Origin of the sequence: Micromonospora foliorum (genome assembly GCF_022229015.1) — a bacterium.
In the GTDB taxonomy this organism is placed as follows: Bacteria; Actinomycetota; Actinomycetes; order Mycobacteriales; family Micromonosporaceae; genus Micromonospora; species Micromonospora foliorum.
In genome coordinates this window covers 17,624-34,577 of sequence record NZ_JAKKFF010000079.1, presented here as the reverse complement: position 1 = coordinate 34,577, position 16,954 = coordinate 17,624, and the positions used below count along the sequence as shown (strand labels likewise).

General features: G+C 71.3%; 18 protein-coding genes and 1 pseudogene. 10 read left to right on the top strand and 9 right to left on the bottom strand.

All coding sequences use genetic code 11. The features are described from left to right. Positions 1 to 602 (top strand): annotated as a pseudogene (locus PSH25_RS07720) (hypothetical protein); the annotation flags it as partial. A gap of 365 nt (positions 603 to 967) precedes the next feature. Here the strand turns inward: PSH25_RS07720 and PSH25_RS07715 are convergent. Then, the gene (locus tag PSH25_RS07715; protein ID WP_238658337.1) at positions 968 to 2,263 is read right to left on the bottom strand and encodes an MFS transporter; all 1,296 of its coding nucleotides are present in this window, start codon (positions 2,261 to 2,263) and stop codon (positions 968 to 970) included. A 76-nt stretch (positions 2,264 to 2,339) separates the two neighbouring features. Next, the gene (locus PSH25_RS07710; protein WP_238658336.1) at positions 2,340 to 3,620 is read right to left on the bottom strand and encodes an MDR family MFS transporter; all 1,281 of its coding nucleotides are present in this window, start codon (positions 3,618 to 3,620) and stop codon (positions 2,340 to 2,342) included. A 152-nt stretch (positions 3,621 to 3,772) separates the two neighbouring features. Here PSH25_RS07710 and PSH25_RS07705 point away from each other — a divergent pair, with 152 nt between their 5' ends. After that, positions 3,773 to 4,540: a phosphoglyceromutase gene (locus tag PSH25_RS07705; protein WP_238658335.1), complete on the top strand. Its 768-nt coding sequence runs from the start codon at positions 3,773 to 3,775 to the stop codon at positions 4,538 to 4,540. Between the two features lie 62 nt (positions 4,541 to 4,602). Here PSH25_RS07705 and phoU read toward each other — a convergent pair whose 3' ends face one another. After that, positions 4,603 to 5,256 (bottom strand): phosphate signaling complex protein PhoU, encoded by a 654-nt coding sequence (gene phoU, locus PSH25_RS07700; protein WP_238658334.1) that lies wholly within the window; start codon positions 5,254 to 5,256, stop codon positions 4,603 to 4,605. Positions 5,257 to 5,460: 204 nt separating this feature from the next. Here phoU and PSH25_RS07695 point away from each other — a divergent pair, with 204 nt between their 5' ends. Together PSH25_RS07695 and PSH25_RS07690 are read left to right on the top strand one after the other, a co-directional pair. After that, positions 5,461 to 6,744, top strand: coding sequence for a sensor histidine kinase (locus PSH25_RS07695; RefSeq protein ID WP_238658333.1), 1,284 nt, complete (start codon positions 5,461 to 5,463; stop codon positions 6,742 to 6,744). A gap of 24 nt (positions 6,745 to 6,768) precedes the next feature. Next, complete coding sequence (locus PSH25_RS07690; protein ID WP_030329696.1) at positions 6,769 to 7,452, top strand: response regulator; 684 nt, start codon at positions 6,769 to 6,771, stop codon at positions 7,450 to 7,452. A gap of 208 nt (positions 7,453 to 7,660) precedes the next feature. On the opposite strand, the gene PSH25_RS07685 is transcribed toward PSH25_RS07690, so the two are convergent. The 3 genes from PSH25_RS07685 to PSH25_RS07675 are packed head-to-tail and all read right to left on the bottom strand — an operon-like array spanning position 7,661 to position 9,076. Then, entirely contained in the window at positions 7,661 to 8,011 is a 351-nt protein-coding gene (locus PSH25_RS07685; protein WP_238658332.1) for a type II toxin-antitoxin system death-on-curing family toxin, read from the bottom strand. 32 nt (positions 8,012 to 8,043) lie between these two features. Then, positions 8,044 to 8,238 carry a hypothetical protein gene (locus PSH25_RS07680; protein WP_238658331.1) on the bottom strand — a complete coding sequence of 65 codons (195 nt, stop codon included), beginning with the start codon at positions 8,236 to 8,238 and terminating at the stop codon, positions 8,044 to 8,046. Between the two features lie 40 nt (positions 8,239 to 8,278). After that, on the bottom strand, positions 8,279 to 9,076 hold the full coding sequence (locus tag PSH25_RS07675) for a DUF3109 family protein (protein WP_238658338.1): 798 nt from the start codon (positions 9,074 to 9,076) through the stop codon (positions 8,279 to 8,281). Between the two features lie 80 nt (positions 9,077 to 9,156). On the opposite strand from PSH25_RS07675, the gene PSH25_RS07670 reads away from it, so the two are divergent. Then, positions 9,157 to 10,101, top strand: coding sequence for a Ppx/GppA phosphatase family protein (locus tag PSH25_RS07670; protein WP_238658330.1), 945 nt, complete (start codon positions 9,157 to 9,159; stop codon positions 10,099 to 10,101). Between the two features lie 75 nt (positions 10,102 to 10,176). After that, the gene (locus PSH25_RS07665; RefSeq protein WP_238658329.1) at positions 10,177 to 10,983 is read left to right on the top strand and encodes a sugar phosphate isomerase/epimerase family protein; all 807 of its coding nucleotides are present in this window, start codon (positions 10,177 to 10,179) and stop codon (positions 10,981 to 10,983) included. Between the two features lie 30 nt (positions 10,984 to 11,013). Here PSH25_RS07665 and PSH25_RS07660 read toward each other — a convergent pair whose 3' ends face one another. The 3 genes from PSH25_RS07660 to PSH25_RS07650 are packed head-to-tail and all read right to left on the bottom strand — an operon-like array spanning position 11,014 to position 13,060. Beyond that, entirely contained in the window at positions 11,014 to 11,601 is a 588-nt protein-coding gene (locus PSH25_RS07660) for a CGNR zinc finger domain-containing protein (RefSeq protein ID WP_238658328.1), read from the bottom strand. Between the two features lie 18 nt (positions 11,602 to 11,619). After that, the gene (locus PSH25_RS07655; protein WP_238658327.1) at positions 11,620 to 12,786 is read right to left on the bottom strand and encodes a glutathionylspermidine synthase family protein; all 1,167 of its coding nucleotides are present in this window, start codon (positions 12,784 to 12,786) and stop codon (positions 11,620 to 11,622) included. A gap of 1 nt (position 12,787) precedes the next feature. Further along, on the bottom strand, positions 12,788 to 13,060 hold the full coding sequence (locus PSH25_RS07650) for a hypothetical protein (protein ID WP_238658326.1): 273 nt from the start codon (positions 13,058 to 13,060) through the stop codon (positions 12,788 to 12,790). Between the two features lie 106 nt (positions 13,061 to 13,166). On the opposite strand from PSH25_RS07650, the gene PSH25_RS07645 reads away from it, so the two are divergent. The 4 genes from PSH25_RS07645 to PSH25_RS07630 all read left to right on the top strand — a co-directional run bounded on the left by PSH25_RS07645 (position 13,167) and on the right by PSH25_RS07630 (position 16,921). Next, a complete protein-coding gene (locus PSH25_RS07645; RefSeq protein WP_238658325.1) occupies positions 13,167 to 14,087 on the top strand; it encodes a proline dehydrogenase family protein in 921 nt (306 codons plus the stop codon). Positions 14,088 to 14,193: 106 nt separating this feature from the next. Beyond that, on the top strand, positions 14,194 to 14,994 hold the full coding sequence (locus PSH25_RS07640) for an alpha/beta fold hydrolase (RefSeq protein ID WP_238658324.1): 801 nt from the start codon (positions 14,194 to 14,196) through the stop codon (positions 14,992 to 14,994). Further along, complete coding sequence (locus PSH25_RS33920; protein WP_238658323.1) at positions 14,987 to 15,562, top strand: TetR/AcrR family transcriptional regulator; 576 nt, start codon at positions 14,987 to 14,989, stop codon at positions 15,560 to 15,562. Before PSH25_RS07640 ends, PSH25_RS33920 begins: the two co-directional genes overlap by 8 nt. 69 nt (positions 15,563 to 15,631) lie before the next feature. Beyond that, positions 15,632 to 16,921, top strand: coding sequence for a hypothetical protein (locus tag PSH25_RS07630; RefSeq protein ID WP_238658322.1), 1,290 nt, complete (start codon positions 15,632 to 15,634; stop codon positions 16,919 to 16,921). Positions 16,922 to 16,954 lie beyond the last annotated feature (33 nt).

Genomic DNA, 16,954 nt, shown 5'->3' with positions numbered 1-16,954 from the left:
CGGCGGCGAAGCGCACGACGGCGGCCAAGAGCGCGCCGGCCAAGAGTGCGGCGGCGAAGCGCACGACGGCGGCCAGGAGCACGGCGGCGAAGCGCACGGCATTGGCCAGGAGCACGACGGCCAAGCGCACGGCACCGGCCAAGAGCGCGGCGGCCAAAAGCACGGCGGCCAAGAGCGCGCCGGCCAAGCGCACGCTGACGCCGTCGAGCGGTGGCGGGACGACGGCCGGAGGGATCCGGACCGGACGGGGTACGGGTCGGTCGGTCCGCAGTTCGCAGGTGATCTCGTCGATCACGGACCGACCGGAGCGCCCGGGGCGGAGTCTGATCACGGCGAATCACGAGGTGATCCAGCGCTGGGCCCGGGAACGCGGGGCGAAGCCGGCGACCATCGCCGGTACCGAGCGGGACGGCCGGGCGGGTGTGCTGACGTTCAACATTCCCGGATATCGGGAAAGCAGCCGGATCCGCGAGATCACCTGGGATGAGTGGTTTTACACCTTTGACCTGCGCCGGCTGAACCTGATTTATCAGGAACAGTTGCGGGACGGCCGGCAGAGCAACTTCTTCCGGACCGAGTCACCCGATCGGGAAGACGGTTGAGGTGTTTGCGGGAATGGCCGACGGGTACCCGGCTGTTGCCAACGGACGAGGCCGGAGCAGCGGATACTCGCCAGTTGTGACGGGCGAGACAGCCGTTCTGGGTTGAATCCAGAATCCGGGCGAACTAGCTTTATTGCACCGCGCCACGTTTGGAAACGTTCGGGGGAGCGGCGGATCGATCAGATCCGCGCACCAGACGAGGCGCGAGGGGACGGGTGGATTAACCGTTGGGGGACGGTGCCCACCTGTTAGGACCGGCGGCGTGAGCGGGCGATGCTTACGGGGGTGAGTGTTGCCCGCCGCCGCCGGCCCCACCGGCGGGCGCCCACCACGACCTCAGGGACGTGGTGGGCGCTTTGCGTTGGTTACCCGGTCGGTACGCGGTCTGTGGGGGCTTTCGGCTCCAGGCCGGCGACCCGGCTCAGCGCGGCGACGTGCCGCTCCCGGGGCGGTCCGGCGAGCAGGTGCCCGAGCGCGGCCAGCAGACCCAGCCCGCCCACGATCAGCCAGTGCCGGTCGCCGAGGTGCTGCAGGCTCACGCCGCCGAGGGTGGGCGCGACGAACGCCGCGGCCGGAAACGTCAGGTAGAAGACCGACTGGTAGCGCGCTCGTAGCTGCGGCGGTGCCAGGTCCGCGTTGATCTGCGCGTTCGGCGGGGCGGCGAGCATCGAGCCGACCGTCCAGACCACGGCGGCACCCAGGTAGATGGCCAGTTCGTCGGCGATGGCGAGCGCCCCGAAGCCGAGCGCGAGCAGTGCGGTGGAGGCGGCCAGCACGACGTCCTTGCGGTGCCGGTCGATCAGCCGGGGCACGAACAGTTGCCCGACCACGATCAGCGCGCCGCCGAGCGCCACCACCAGTCCGTACGCCGATGGGCCGAGGCCGTCCGCGCGCATGGCCAGCGGCATGATCGTCGACGTTTGCATGGTGAGTACGGCCAGCACGAAGGTGAGCCCGACGAAGACCAAAAAGGTGCGGTCGGTGAGCGCGGTGTGCAGTCCCGGCCGGCGGGTCCGGACGGACCTTGGCGCCGCACCGGTGACGGGCGGTAGGTCGGCCGCCGGCCTTGCCAGCCGGAGGGTTTCCGGCACCTTCCAGGCGATCACGGCGGCGGCGGTCAGGGTGGCGCCCGCGTCGACCAGGAACAGCGCCGTGAAGCTCGCCTCCGCCAGCACCCCGGCGAGCAGCGAGGCGACCGCCATGCCGAGGTTGAACGCCCAGAACTGGAGGTTGAACGCGCGCGAGCGGCGTTCGGCCGGCACCACGTCGACGATCGCCGCCACGAACGCCGGGCTGGGCATCGAGTGGACCACGCCGATCAGCGCGGAGAGCACCGCGATCAGCAGCAGAGGTCGAGTGAAGGCGAGCGCCACCATCAGGCCGACCGTGGCCAGGTGCGCGGCGAGCAGCGTCGCCCGGCGGCCCCAGCGGTCGGCGAGCACCCCGCCGAGCAGTACGCCGGCCGCCCCGCCGGCCCCGTACGCGCCGACCACGGTGCCGGCCAGCGCTTCGCTCGCGCCGCGTACGTCGGTGAGGTAGAGCGAGAGGAACAGCATGGCGAACGCGCCGGCCCGGTTGATCAGCAGGCCGGCCCACAGGTACCAGAAGGTGGCGGGGAGCCCGCCTGCGGTGTCGTGCCACCAGCGCCGCAGGGCGTGCACCCGACCTCCCGACAGTTCAGATTGTTAACTGTTTCAACTGCACAGTAGGAAATTCCGGTACCACCGCGCCAGTCCGTTACGCGTCGGCGGGCTGCGGCGTTCGGGACGCGGTGGTCGGTGCCAACGCCTCGCCGGAGCGGCGTAGCGCGGTCGCTCGCCGTTCGCGGGCCGGCCCCGACACCAGGTGGGCCACCGCGGTCAGCAGGCCGAGCGCGGCGCAGCCGTACCAGAGCGTGTCGTTGCCGGCATGCTCGCGCACCAGGCCACCGAGGATCGGCGCGCTGGCCCCGGCGATCTGCCACGAGAGGGAGAACACGCCCTGGTAGCGGCCGCGTAGCTCGGCCGGGGACAGCTCGGCGATCAGCGTGGAGTTGGAGGGCGAGTTGAGCATCTCGCCGACCGTCCAGATCAACACGGTCAGCCCGTAGAACCAGGCGGTCCCGGCGAACGCGGTCAACCCGAACCCCACGCCCATCACCACGGACGCCAGCGCGAGCACGTGCGAGCGGCTCCGACCCCGGATCAGTCGGGGTACGAAGAGCTGGCCGACCACGATGAGGATGCCGTTGAGCGCGATCACCGAGCCGTAGGTGGCCGGGCTCAGACCGTCGTCGCCCATCGCGATCGGCAGCATCGAGATGTGCTGGAGGAACACCAGCGCGGCGAACAGGTTGAGGGCCACGAAGCCGAGGTAGACGCGGTCGGTGAGGATCGTGCGCAGGGCGCCGAGGGGGACCGCCTTCGCCGTGGCGGCGGTGGCGGGGCCGGCCTGTCGGGTCTCCGGCACCTTGCTGAAGATGATCAGCGCGGTGATCAGCATGGTGGCCGCGTCGACCACGAACAGCAGCAGGTAGTCGGCCTGCGCGGCGAGCCCGGCGAGGACGGCGGCGCAGGCGAAGCCCAGGTTGATCGCCCAGTAGTTGAGCGAGAAGGCGCGCAGCCGGTCCTTCGCCGGCACCACGTCGATCATCATCGCCCCGAACGCGGGCCGGGCCGCCTCGGCGAACATGCCGAGCAGCAGCGCGCCCAGCGCCACCGCCCAGAGCTCCCGGGCCAGCCCGAGCCCGAGCATCATGGCCGCCGCGCCCACGTGGGCGGTGAGCAGCGTCGGTCGGCGGCCCCAGCGGTCCGCGAGAGTGCCGCCTGCGGTCGTGCCGAACGCGCCGCCGACACCCCAGAGGCCGATCACCAGACCGGCCTGCGAGGCCGAGAAACCACGTTCCTGGGTCAGGTAGATGGCGAGGAAGACGAGGACGAACGAGCCGAGCCGGTTGATCAGAGTGCCGGACCACAGGTACCAGAAGGTGGTCGGTAAGCCGCCGGTGGTGTCCCGGAACCAACTCCGCATCGTCCGCATATGGCGCCCCGCTTGCAAGTAATGACCGATGTGACTGGCGTGCCTTACAACCCTAGTGGCGGGTGGATCCGCTGGTCATCCGCTTTTTCACGTGGTGGTCGTCACGACGGCTGCCCGCGTGTCCGCCGAGCGGTTGAGGCAGGATGATCCGCATGACTGCGAGCGAAGGGCCCACCATCGGGACGCTGGTCCTGCTGCGACACGGTGAGAGCGACTGGAATGCCAAGAACCTCTTCACCGGCTGGGTGGACGTCGACCTGACCGAGAAGGGCGAGGGCGAGGCGCGACGCGGCGGCGAGTTGCTGCGCGAGCACAGCCTGCTGCCGGACGTCGTGCACACCAGCGTGATGCGCCGTGCGATCCGCACGGCCGAGCTGGCGCTCAACGCCGCCGACCGGCACTGGATCGCCGTACGCCGGTCGTGGCGGCTCAACGAGCGGCACTACGGCGCCCTGCAGGGCAAGAACAAGAAAGAGACCCTCGACGAGTACGGCGAGGAGCAGTTCATGCTCTGGCGCCGGTCGTACGACACGCCGCCGCCGCCGATCGACGACAACGACAAGTGGTCGCAGGTGGGTGACCCGCGCTACGCGCTGCTGCCGACCGAGCTGATGCCGCGCACCGAGTGCCTCAAGGACGTCGTCGACCGGATGCTGCCCTACTGGTACGACTCGATCGTGCCGGACATCCTGGCCGGCCGGACGGTGCTGGTGGCCGCGCACGGCAACTCGCTGCGCGCCCTCGTCAAGCACCTCGACCAGATCTCCGACGAGGCGATCGCCAAGCTGAACATCCCGACGGGCATCCCGCTGCGTTACGACCTCGACCCGCAGCTGCGCCCGCAAACCCTGGGCGGCACCTACCTCGACCCGACCGCTGCGAAGGCGGCCGCCGCGGCGGTGGCCAACCAGGGGCGCTGAGCCACGGAAAAAGGGGCCCCTCGTCATCGCGGAGAGCGATGGAGGGGCCCCTGCCGTGCGGATCAGGTGCTGCTGGGCGCGCTCTGCCCGGTGATCAGGTAGATCACGTGCTCGCCGGCGTTGACCGCGTGGTCGGCGAAGCGCTCGTAGAAGCGGCCCAGCAGGGTGGCGTCGATCGCCGTCTCCACCCCGTACGGCCAGTCGTCGCCGAGCAGCACCGCGAACAGGTTCTTGTGCAGCTCGTCCATAGCGTCGTCGTCGCGGTCCAGCTCGCCGGCGAGGTCGGCGTCGGGCTTGGCCAGCACCGAACCGATCTTCACAGCCATCCGGTCAGCGATCTCGGACATCTCGGTGAAGACCGTCCGCAGCTCGGCCGGGACGGCGGGGGAGGGGTGCCGGCGCAGCGCGGTCTTCGCCACGTGCTCGGCGAGGTCGCCCATCCGCTCCAGATCGGCGGCCACGTGCAGCGCGGTGATCATCGCCCGGAGGTCGGAGGCGACCGGCGCCTGTCGGGCGAGCAGGTCACAGACCCGCTCCTCGACGTGCCGGTAGAGGTCGTCGATCTCGGCGTCCCGCTCGATGACCGTCTCGGCGGCCTGCCGGTCGGCGGTGAGCAGGGCCCGGGTGGCCTGGCGCATGGCGGCGCGGACGCCCTCCGCCATGTCCACCAGCAGTTGGCTGACGATCTGGAGGTCGGCCCGGAACTCGTCGCGCATCATCACGTCCTGTGGTCGGTCGCCGCCGACGGGTGCCGGCGCAGGGGGTTGAGCAGGTGCGACGCCAACGGTAGGGCGCGCTGACGGATCCCGGATGAACCACGGTGAACGACGCCAGACGTGGGGGTGAACACTTCCGTAAGTGAGGGTAGTTCGTCCCGGTCTGTGTGGTAGCCAGGTTAACAATGACCCTACGATCGCCGGGTGGAGTGGGCGGTGGCGGTCGTGGTGGCCGTGGCGTTGGTGGCCGGGATGGCCGCCGGTCTGCTGCTGCCCCGGTTCCTGCCGAGGCGGGACGGTCGCTCCACGTCGACGGGGAGCGTCAGCTTCCGCTGGAGCAGGGGGAGGCCCGCGATAGCCGACGAGCAGCAGGCCGGGCTCGGCCGCCGGACGATCGACTCACTCCGGGCCGGTGTCGTGGTACTGGACAACGACGACGTCCCCGTGTTGATCAATCCGGCCGCCCGCGCGATGGGGCTGCTGCGTACCGGCAGCACCCCCGGCTCAATCGCCGCGCACCCGCTGATCCGTACCCTTGCCGGCCAGGTGCGACGCACCGGCGTGCGGCGCGAGATCGAGCTGGACCTGCCCCGGGGTCGCGACAGCGCGGGGGAGAACCCGCTCGGCGTGCACCTGCGGGCGATGGGTCTCGGCAACGGCTTCATCGCGGTCGAGGCGGTCGACGTGACCGAGTCGCACCGGCTGACCCGGGTACGACGCGACTTCGTGGCCAACGTGAGCCACGAGCTCAAGACCCCGATCGGGGCCTTGCAACTGCTCGCCGAGGCGTTGCTGGACGCCACCGAGCCGGCCGACGCGGCGGCGCCCGACCTCTCCGAGGACCTGGTGGCCGCCCGCCGGTTCGCCGAACGGATCCAGCACGAGTCGACCCGGTTGGGCCGGCTGGTGCAGGAGTTGCTGGAGCTGACCCGGTTGCAGGGGGCTGAGCCACAGCCGCCGCCGGAGCCGGTCGCGCTGGACTGGGTGATCGCCGAGGTGGTCGACCGGACCCGCACCACGGCCTCCGCCCGGGGTGTCGTGGTGACCGTGGACGGGGAGCGTGGTCTCACCGCGTACGGCAGCGACTCCCAACTCGCCACGGCGGTGGCGAACCTGGTGGAGAACGCCATCAACTACTCGGGCGAGGACACCACGGTGCGGGTGACCCTCCGGGGCGACGACGAGCACGTCGAGGTGGCCGTCGCCGACCAGGGCATCGGTATCGCCCCCACCGACGTGGATCGGATCTTCGAGCGGTTCTACCGGGCCGACCAGGCCCGCTCGCGTGCCACCGGCGGCACCGGGCTCGGCCTGGCGATCGTGAAACACATTGCGAGCAACCATGGCGGACGGGTCGAGGTGTCGAGCACTCTTGGTGGTGGATCGACGTTCACCCTCCGGCTGCCCGCCAGTCCACCGGACGACCTCCTGGCGACACTGCCGCCGGTTGGGATCGAGTCCGGTCCGACTGGGCTACGGCAGGTCTGACAGCAAATGGAAAGGAAATCCCCGTTGAGCCGCGTTCTCGTGGTCGAGGACGAGGAGTCGTTCTCCGACGCCTTGTCGTACATGCTCCGTAAGGAGGGCTTTGAGGTTTCGGTCGCCGCGACCGGCACCGACGCCCTCACCGAGTTCGACCGGACCGGCGCCGACATCGTGCTGCTCGACCTGATGTTGCCCGAGATGTCGGGGACCGAGGTCTGCCGGCAGTTGCGGCAGCGCTCCGCCGTGCCGATCATCATGGTCACGGCCCGGGACAGCGAGATCGACAAGGTGGTCGGGCTGGAGATCGGCGCCGACGACTACGTCACGAAGCCGTACTCGCCGCGGGAACTGGTCGCCCGGATCCGGGCCGTGCTGCGCCGGCAGAGCCCGGAGGTGGCCGAGGCGGGTGCGCCGACGCTGGCCGCCGGGCCGGTGCGGATGGACATCGAGCGGCACGTGGTGACCGTCGACGGCGGGGCCGTGCAGCTGCCGCTGAAGGAGTTCGAACTGCTGGAGCTGCTGCTGCGCAACGCCGGCCGGGTGCTGACCCGCGGGCAGCTCATCGACCGGGTCTGGGGCGCCGACTACGTCGGCGACACCAAGACGCTTGACGTGCACGTCAAGCGGCTGCGCTCCAAGATCGAGCCGGAGCCGTCCGCGCCGCGCTTCATCGTGACCGTCCGGGGCCTGGGCTACAAGTTCGAGCCGTGATCGGCGTACCCGATGGGGGTCTGCGCTCGACGCAGGCCCCCTTCGGGCTGTGCTGCCGTGCCTTTGGCCTTTGGAGCTGATGTCGCAAACGAGTCAGCCGCTGATGTCGTCAGCGATTCAGCTCCAAAGGCGTTCCGCCCATGCCTGCACTGCACGGCTGCTCAGGCGGCCGTCGGGGCGAGAAGTGCGGTGATCGGCACCCCAGAGCTCAGAACAGCTTGCGTAACGCGGCGGCGATCTCGGCCACTTCCGTCAGCCGGCTCTCTGCCACGCCGATGACCAGGTCGTACGCGACGTCCTGATCGGTCTCGTCGAGCTGCCTGATCGTGATGGCGCGGTTCTGCAGCAGGAAGGTGATGGCCACGATCCAGCCGATCCGTTTGTTGCCGTCCATGAACGGGTGGTTGTTGACCAGTGAATGCAGCAGCGCGGCGGCCTTGGTCCACAGGTCGGGGTAGGCATCTTCCCCGAACACGCTCGTCTGCGGCCGGGCCACGGCCGACTCCGCGAGGCCGGCGTCCCGGATTCCGACGCCGAGCTTGCGGGCGATGCCCGCCACGTCAGCGAGCGTGGGATAACGGACGTCTGTCATCACTCCGCCAGGCGTGCGAGCAGCGTGGCGTGGCGTTCGATGATCTCGTCAGCGAGGTCGCCGAATTCCTTGGCGTTTCGTCGAGCCAGGTAGTCGTCGATCGCGGTGACGACGACGGCGTGCATCGACCGCGCCTCCTCGTCCGCCACGAGACGGAGCCGCCGTTCACGATCGTCGTCGAGCCGGAGCGTCATGGCCACGACGCAATGGTAGCAGGACTGCTACCAAGATCAGCTAGAGTTCGTCGGCGGGGTGCGGGGCGATCATGCCCTGCTGGGTCCTGGTCGCGCACAGCTCGGCAAGCCGCTCGTAGGCGGCAGCGCCGATCAGGGCGGTCAGCTCCGGCCCGTACGACAGGTACATCGGCTCGGTGCCGACGTGCGCGTCCGTCGAGGAGGTGCACCACCAGTCCAGGTCGTGCCCGCCGGCTCCCCAACCCCGCCGGTCGAACTCGGACAGCGTGGAGACCAGCACCTTGCTGTTGTCCGGTCGCTTCACCCAGTCCTGATCGCGGCGGATCGGCAGCTGCCAACACACGTCCGGCTTGTATTCCAACGGGTGCACCCCGTCGCGCAGCGCCTGGGCGTGCAGCGCGCAACCGCCCCCGCCGGCGAAGTCGGCGTCGTTGAGGAACACACACGGACCGTCGGCGCCCTGGGTGGCGGTGCGGCGGGCCGGGTTCTTGCCGTCGATGGTGTCCTCGTCGGTCCAGTTCTTGAACCCGCGTCGGAAATGCTGCCAGGTCGACGGGGTGAGCCGCCGGACGGCGTTGCGAACCCGCTTCTCGTCGTCGGCGTCGGTGAAGAACGCCCCGTGCGAGCAGCAACCGTCGGCGGCCCGCCCGGCGATGATGCCGTGGCAGCCCTTGCCGAAGATGCAGGTCCAGCGGGAGAGCAGCCAGGTCAGGTCGGCCCGGATCAGGTGTGTCTCGTCGGCCGGGTCGGCGAACTCGATCCACTCGCGAGGGAAGTCCAGGGGCACCTCGCGGCTGCGCGGGTCACCCGGGTCGTCCACCAGCACACGGAGCTCCATCGTCACTCGGCCCAGCCTACGCGCGGTCACGTCCGCAGGCCGGTGAGCCGCGCAAACGTGTTGCGCCTAGGGTCTTCACCATGCGACTGGGTGTCCTCGACGTCGGATCCAACACGGTGCATCTCCTTGTGGTGGACGCGCACCACGGCGCGCACCCGTGGCCGGCGCACTCCGAGAAGGTGGTGCTCCGGCTGGCCGAGCAGATCGCCCCCGACGGTGCGCTGACCGAGGCGGGTGCGGACGGCCTGGTCAAGGCCGTGGGCATGGCCAAGGCGGCGGCCGCCGGGTTGGCGGCGGACGACCTGATCGCGTTCGCCACGTCCGCGGTGCGCGACGCCACCAACGCGGCCGAGGTGCTGGCCCGGGTCCGGGACGAAACCGGCGTACGTCTGGCGGTGCTCTCCGGGGCGGACGAGGCGCGGATGACGTTCCTGGCCGTACGGCGGTGGTTCGGCTGGTCGGCGGGCCGGCTGCTGGTGCTGGACATCGGTGGCGGCTCGTTGGAGATCGCCGCCGGCATCGACGAGGACCCGGACGTCGCGGTCTCCCTGCCGCTCGGGGCCGGTCGGCTGACCCGCGAGCGGCTGCGGGTCGACCCGGCCAGTGCGGCCCCGCCATCGGCGGAGACCGTCGACAAGCTCCGGGAGTACGTGGACGGCCGGCTGGACAAGGTCGTCGACCAGATGACGGAGGTGGGCTGGGATCGGGCGGTGGCCACCTCGAAGACGTTCCGCACGCTGGCCCGACTGGCCGGGGCGGCCCCGTCCGGCGCCGGGCTGTGGGTGCGACGCAGCCTGACCCGGGCCGGCCTGCGGCAGGTCATCGGCTTCATCCGGCACATCCCGCCGGCCCAGTTGATGGAGCTGGAAGGGGTCAGCACGGGTCGGGCCCACCAGTTGCTGGCCGGTGCCGTGGTCGCCGAGGCGGTGATGCGCCGCCTGGATCTGGACTCGCTGGACATCTGCCCGTGGGCGCTGCGGGAGGGGGTCATCCTCCGCCGGCTCGATCAACTCGAGCCGATCTGATCCGAAGGCCGTTTTCGGTCGATTTGCCGGTGCTCGTCACGATGCCCCCGGCGCTGCCGGGCTACGCTGGCTGATGTGACTTCCCGCGTTCCCGTGCTCCTGTCCAGCTCGTCGGTCTTTCCCGAGCCGACCGCGGCGGCGTTCCAACTGGCTGCGGCGCTCGGTTACGACGGCGTCGAGGTGATGGTCTGGACCGACGTGGTCAGCCAGGACGCGGGCGCGCTGCGCGGCCTCTCCACGCACTACGACGTGCCGGTGCTCTCGGTGCACGCGCCCTGCCTGCTGGTCACCCAGCGGGTGTGGAGCCCGGACCCGTGGGAGCGCCTGCGCAAGGCCGCCGAACTGGCCGAGACGCTGGGCGCGCCGACAGTCGTGGTGCACCCACCGTTCACCTGGCAGCGCGACTACGCGCGTAACTTCGCCGAGGGTCTGGCCACCGTCGCCGACCGGTTCACCGGGCTGCGCTTCGCGGTGGAGAACATGTACCCGGTGCGGATGGCGGGTCGGCAGTTCGTCCCGTACGTGCCCGGCTGGGATCCGACCGACGCCGGCTACCCGTCGTACACCCTGGATCTGTCGCACTGCGCGGCCTCGCACAGCGACCCGCTGGAGATGGCCGACCGGATGGGCGCCGGGCTGGCGCACGTGCACCTCGGTGACGGCACCGGCGAGGGCCGCGACGAGCACCTGGTGCCCGGGCGCGGCACCCAGCCCTGCGGGGAGTTGCTCTCCTCGCTGGCCGGCCGGGGTTTCACCGGGGCGGTGGCGGTGGAGGTCGCCACCCGGGGCGCGAAGAGCCGCGCGGTGCGCGAGGATGACCTCCGCGCCGCGCTGGAGTTCGCCCGCCAGCACCTGACCGCCTCGTCACCGGTCGACGCCTGACCCGTCCGCCCACGACGGGCGGTGGCGGTGTCAGCTGACCGGTGAGAGGGAGTCGACGGCGGAGGTCGGCTGCGGGGCGACCGGCACCTGCTCGCCGACCGCCGCCCGCTTGCGGGCCCGGTGCGCGGCCACGTGCGAGCGGGTGGCGCAGCGCTCCGAGCAGAACCGCCGGCAGCAGTTGGACGACGTGTCCAGGTAGACGTTGCCGCACCGCTCGTCGGCGCAGACCCCGAACCGGGCGCTGCCGTACTCGCAGAGCCAGACCGACAGCCCCCAGACCGCGCCGGCCAGGTATTCGGCACTGACCGAGGCACCCCGACTGGTCACGTGCATGTGCCAGTCGCTGGAGTCGTGCCCGGAGATGCGCGGCTGCACCGGAAACGCCTCAAGCAGCGCGTTCAGCTCGGTGACCGCCTGGGCGTCCCGCCCCGAGGTGCCGTACTCGAAGACGTCGCGCAACCGTTTCTGCGCCCGGCGGAAGATCGCCACGTCCCGGTCCGCGACCTCGTCGCGCATCCAGGCGTTGTCGTCGGGGAAGAGGGCTCGCAGGTCGTCGAGGTCGTCCAGGCGGGCGTTGACCAGGTCAACGCCGGTCCGGGCGTACGCGTCGAAGTTCACACCCCAACGGTAGACGACTCAGCGGGTGCGCGGCGCGTCGATGTAGTGCGGCAGGAACCGCGCGTAGCCGTCGGTGATCAGACTCTCGCTTTCCCGCACCCCGACCCCGGCCGACTCGCCGTCGACGACCCAGCTGCCCAACACCATCCGGTTGCCGGCGAACTGCGGCAACGCCCGGAACTCCTGGTAGCACCAGCCCTCGTCGCCGTAGATCCCCGGGTTGGTGATCTCCTCGTCGGCGGTGACGATGCGTACCGACCCGCCCTCGCGGCCGAGCAGTGGCTTGGCGACGTACTCCGGCATGCCGCGCGGCGAGTCGAGGTACGCCGGGAGCAGGTACTCGTGGCCGGGGTACAGCTCCCAGAGGACCGCGAGCAGCGCCTTGTTGGAGAGCAGCAGTTTCCAGGCCGGCTCGATCCAGGTGGTCGGGGTGCCCGGGGCCAGGGCCGCCGGCCCGTACGGCTCGGCCAGCATCCACTCCCACGGGTAGAGCTTGAAGCAGGTGGTCACCGGACGGTCGTCGGCGTCGACGAAGCGCCGGCCGTCCCAACCGATCTCCTGGATGGGCTGGAGCTCGACGGTTAGGCCGGCCTGCCGGGCCGTCTCGGCGAGGTAGCCGGCGGTCATGTGGTCCTCGCCGGACTCCTCCTCGTTCGACCACAGCACGTGCACGCGGGGGTCGTGCAGCCCGGCCCCGATCTTGGCCCAGGCGCCGACCAGTCGCTCGTGCAGGCTGTTCCACTGGTCCAGCTCCGGCCGGGTCTGCTCCAGCCAGTACCACTGGATGATGCTCGCCTCGACCAGCGCGGTGGGGGTGTCCGCGTTGTACTCCAACATCTTCGGGGGCCAGCTGCCGTCGTAGGCGAGGTCGAAGCGCCCGTACAGCGTCGGTGGCGCCTCGCGCAACGACCGGGCCACCGCCTCGGCCGCCCACTCCGGGATGCCGAACTCGGCGTACCGGCGCTGCGCCACCACGTGCTCGGCGGCGGCCACCGACATCCGGTGCAGCTCCTCGGTGGCCTCCTCCAGCCGCAGCACCTCGTCCAGTTCGAAGGCGTACGCGGCGGTCTCGTCCCAGTACGACATGATCCCGCCGTCGGGCAGTTCGGTGTCGACGTAGACCAGCCCCTGCGACCGGATGGTGGCGTCCCAGTCGGGGCGCGGCGTGACCGTCTCGCGGCGCACGTCAGCCGCCGCAGGCGGCGAGGTGGGTGCCGAATCCGCCGCGCTCGGGCAGGGCCGCGGTGGTCGGCTCCGGGGTGGTGCGACCGGCGGCCGGGTCGGTGACCCGCATCGCCAGTGCGACGGTTCCGCCACCACCGACCGGCCCGAGGGCGCAGTCGTCGTCATCGTCGTCGTCCGAGGTCATGTTGCAGCCGGAGAGGGCGAGCGCGAGAGCGGTGAGCGCGCCGAGCTGCACGGAGGCCGAGCGGAGTCGGCGGCGGGGGCGTTGGTCCACGGCATCGTTGTAGCCGATCGACGCCACCGCCGCCGCCCCGCCCCCGTGCCGAGGTGCCCCGGCCGCCCCTCGGCGGGGGCCCTGGCAGGGGCGTTACGCTCGGCTCATGCTCCGTTCCGTCATCCTCGCCGCCTCCCGGTCATCCCAGGTCGAGCGGCTCGTCGCGACCGCCCCGTACACCCGGGACGTCGTACGCCGGTTCGTCGCCGGCGCCGCCACCGACGACGCGTTGCGCGCGACCCGCGGGCTCGTCGACGACGGCCTCGCGGTCACCCTCGACCACCTCGGTGAGGACACCGTCACCCCCGAACAGGCCACCGCCACCCGGGACGAATACCTGAAACTGCTGAAGATGCTCGCCGCCGCCGGGCTCACCCCGGGGGCCGAGGTGAGCGTGAAGCTCTCCGCCCTCGGCCAGATGTTCGACGAGCAGTTGGCGTACGACAACGCGCGGGCGATCTGCGCGGCGGCCGACGCGGCGGGCACCACTGTCACCCTGGACATGGAGGACCACACCACCACCGACTCGACGTTGGAGGTGCTGAGCCGGCTGCGTAAGGACTTCCCGTCGACCGGCGCGGTGCTCCAGGCGTACCTGCGCCGGACCGAGTCGGACTGCCGGGAGCTCTCCTCGGCCGGGTCCCGGGTGCGGTTGTGCAAGGGCGCCTACAAGGAGCCGGAGTCGGTGGCGTACCAGTCGGCCCGTGAGGTGGACAAGTCGTACGTGCGCTGCATGAACATCCTGATGTCCGGCGACGGGTACCCGATGCTTGCCACCCACGACCCGCGGATGATCGCCATCGGTGAGGACCGGGCGCGGTGGTTCGACCGGGGGCCGGAGCGCTTCGAGTTCCAGATGCTCTACGGCATCCGCCCCGAGGAGCAGGCCCGGCTGGCCGGCGAGGGCTACACCGTGCGCACCTACGTCCCGTACGGCGACGAGTGGTACGGCTACCTGATGCGCCGGCTCGCCGAGCGCCCCGCCAACCTGGTCTTCTTCGGCCGCGCCCTGATCTCCAAGAAGTAGTTTCTCCGATTCGGCCGACGGGCCGGCGGCGACCTCTCGGGTCACCGCCGGCCCGTTTCGCGTATCCGACTTGCCAACCTTGGCTAGGTGGCTTAGCTTTAGGGCTATGACCACTAGCCAGGTGCGGCGGGACGGCGGACACATCGCGTACGAGGTGCGGGGCGAGGGGCCGTTGGTCGTCCTCGCGCACGGCATGGGCGAGAACAGGGCAAGCTTCCGGCACCTCGCGCCCCTGCTGGTGGCCGCCGGTCACCGGGTCGCCTCGGTCGACGTCCGGGGGCACGGCGAGTCCAGCGCCGGCTGGCCCACGTACGCCCCGGCAGAGGTCGGCGCGGACCTGCTGGCCGTGGTCCGTGACCTCGACGCCGGTCCGGCCGTGCTGGTCGGCAGCTCGTCCGCCGCGGCGGCGGTGGTCTTCGCCGCCACCGACGCGCCCGAGCTGGTCACCGGCATCGTGCAGATCGGCGCGTTCGTCAACCAGTCGAAGCCCAACCCGCTGCTGCGGTTGGCGCAGGCGGCCGTGCTGCGCAGCCCCCGCCTCTTCGGGATGTTCCACAACACCCTGTTCCCGGTGCACCGACCCACCGACGACGCGGCCTACCGCCGCTCGATGGTGGCCAACCTGCGCGAGCCCGGCCGGATGGCCGCGACGCGCGGCGTCATCGCACCGGCCGAGCCACACTGGACCGCCCGCGCCCCGCAGGTGCGGCAACCGGTGTTGGTGCTGATGGGGTCCAAGGACCCGGACTTCCCCGACCCGGGAGCCGAGGCGCGCGCCGCCCGGCGGCTCTTCGGCACCGCCGAGGCCCGGATGATCGAGGGGTCCGGCCACTACCCGCACGCCGACCAGCCGCAGCGCACCGCCGAGGAACTGCTCGGCTTCCTGGCGGTGTGCGCCGGTGCCTAGGGTCGGCCTCAACCAGCAGACCGTCGTACGGGAGGCGGCCCGGCTGGCCGACGAGGTCGGCTTCCAGCAGCTCACCCTCGCCGCGCTCGCCAGCCGGCTCGGGGTCGCGTTGCCCAGCCTCTACAAGCACGTGCGGGGGGCGGACGCGCTGGCCCAGAAAATTGCCGCCCTGGCCACCGCCGAGCTGGCCACCGAGATGACCGCCGCCGCCGTCGGTCGCTCCGGTGGCGAAGCGCTCCGGGCCATGGCGGACGCCTACCGTGACTACGCCCTCCGGCACCCAGGCCGCTACCCGGCAACGCAGCGGGTGCCGGACCCGGCCGACCCGGAGCACGTCGAGGCGGGCGAACGTGCCGTCGGCGCCATCGTCGCGGTGCTGCGCGGGTACGGGCTCACCGGCGACGACGCGGTGGATGCGACCCGGGCGCTGCGCAGCGCCCTGCACGGCTTCGTGACCCTGGAAGCCGCGGGCGGCTTCGGCCTCCCCCGCGACGTCGGCCGCTCGTACCACCAGTTGGTCGCCGGCTTGGACATCTCGTTCCGCTCCTGGCCGCGCACCGGCGGGTGAGCGAGCGGTCGGGCCGATCGGCCCGGGGCGGCCTCGCCGCGTCCAGGTATTGGTCGTACCCTTCGGCGGGTGACTGACGAGGTGCAGCAGCCAGCACCACGGCGGCTTTGGCCGTTGTGGACGGTGCTCGTGGTGGTCCTCCTGCTGCTGGGCTGCGGCCTGCCGGCGGCGCTCGTCGTCGGAGTCATCCGGGAGACAGACTCCCGCCCCACGGTCAGCCGGGTCGGCGCCTCGGCGGCCGACGACCCGGCCACCGCCGTGGCCCGCGGGCTGTCCGACCGGATCACCGCCCAGCTCCACCGGCAGTCCGCGGCACTCCTCGGCGGCGACCGCGCCGGGTTTCTCGCCGTCGCCGATCCCGCCGCCCACAACGACCTGCGCCGACGTTTCGCCGCGCTCCGCGAGCTCAAGGTGACCGGCTGGCGAGCCGAACCGAGCGGCCTGCCCGTGCCGATCATCGGCAAGCCCGGCGAGTGGCGGCTGCTGGTGCGGTTCCAGTACTGCTTCGTGACGCCGAACTGCCGGCCCAGCCCCGTGCTGATCGGCACCCGGTGGCGGGAGAACGGCGACCAACCCCGGATGGTCGCCATGGAGGAGTCCAAGTCGGTGGAGACCGGCACCCGACCGTGGGAGATCAGCGACCTGGCGGTCGCCATCGGCGCGCGGACCATCGTCGCCACCACCCCGGCGCTGCGCGGCAAACTGCCCGGCCTGCTCGCACAGGCCGAGGCCGCGGCCAAGGTCGCCGACGGGTACGCGGTGACCGGATCACCGCCGGACCGATACCGGATCTTCTACGCCGGGCGTACCGAGTGGCAGCGCTGGTACGGCGGGGAGCGCCCAGAATGGACCGGCGGGTACGCGGTGACCGTGGGCGGCGGCCACCACGAGGTGGTGCTCAACGCCGAGGGGCTCTCCAACAGCGGCACCGACGACCTGCTCCGGCACGAGCTGACCCACGCGGCGTCGCTCCCGGAGCGCGGCTACCCGGGCAAGCTCACCTGGTGGTTGGTGGAGGGCCTGGCCGAGTTCGCCGGTGCCGGCGGCCAGGCGGTGGACCGGTACGAGGGGATCGCCGACGTGCGCAAGATGGTCCGGGGCGGCTGGGACGGCAAGTTGGAGGGCGTGAACCCCGCTGACGACGCCTCCGCCGAACGGGTCGCCGCCAGCTACGGCATCGGCTACCTGGCCGTTCGACACCTCGTCGACCGGTACGGGCCGCTGCGGCTGCTGACCTTCTTCAAGACCGTGGTGCACGACGGCCGGACCATCGACGCGGCCTCCGGGAAGGCGTTCGGTGAGCAGTGGTCGACGCTGCACGACGAGTGCGTGGCGTACGTCCGCGCCACCGCCGCCTGACGCAGCTCGGAGGCGGTGCGGCGGTGCGCCGTA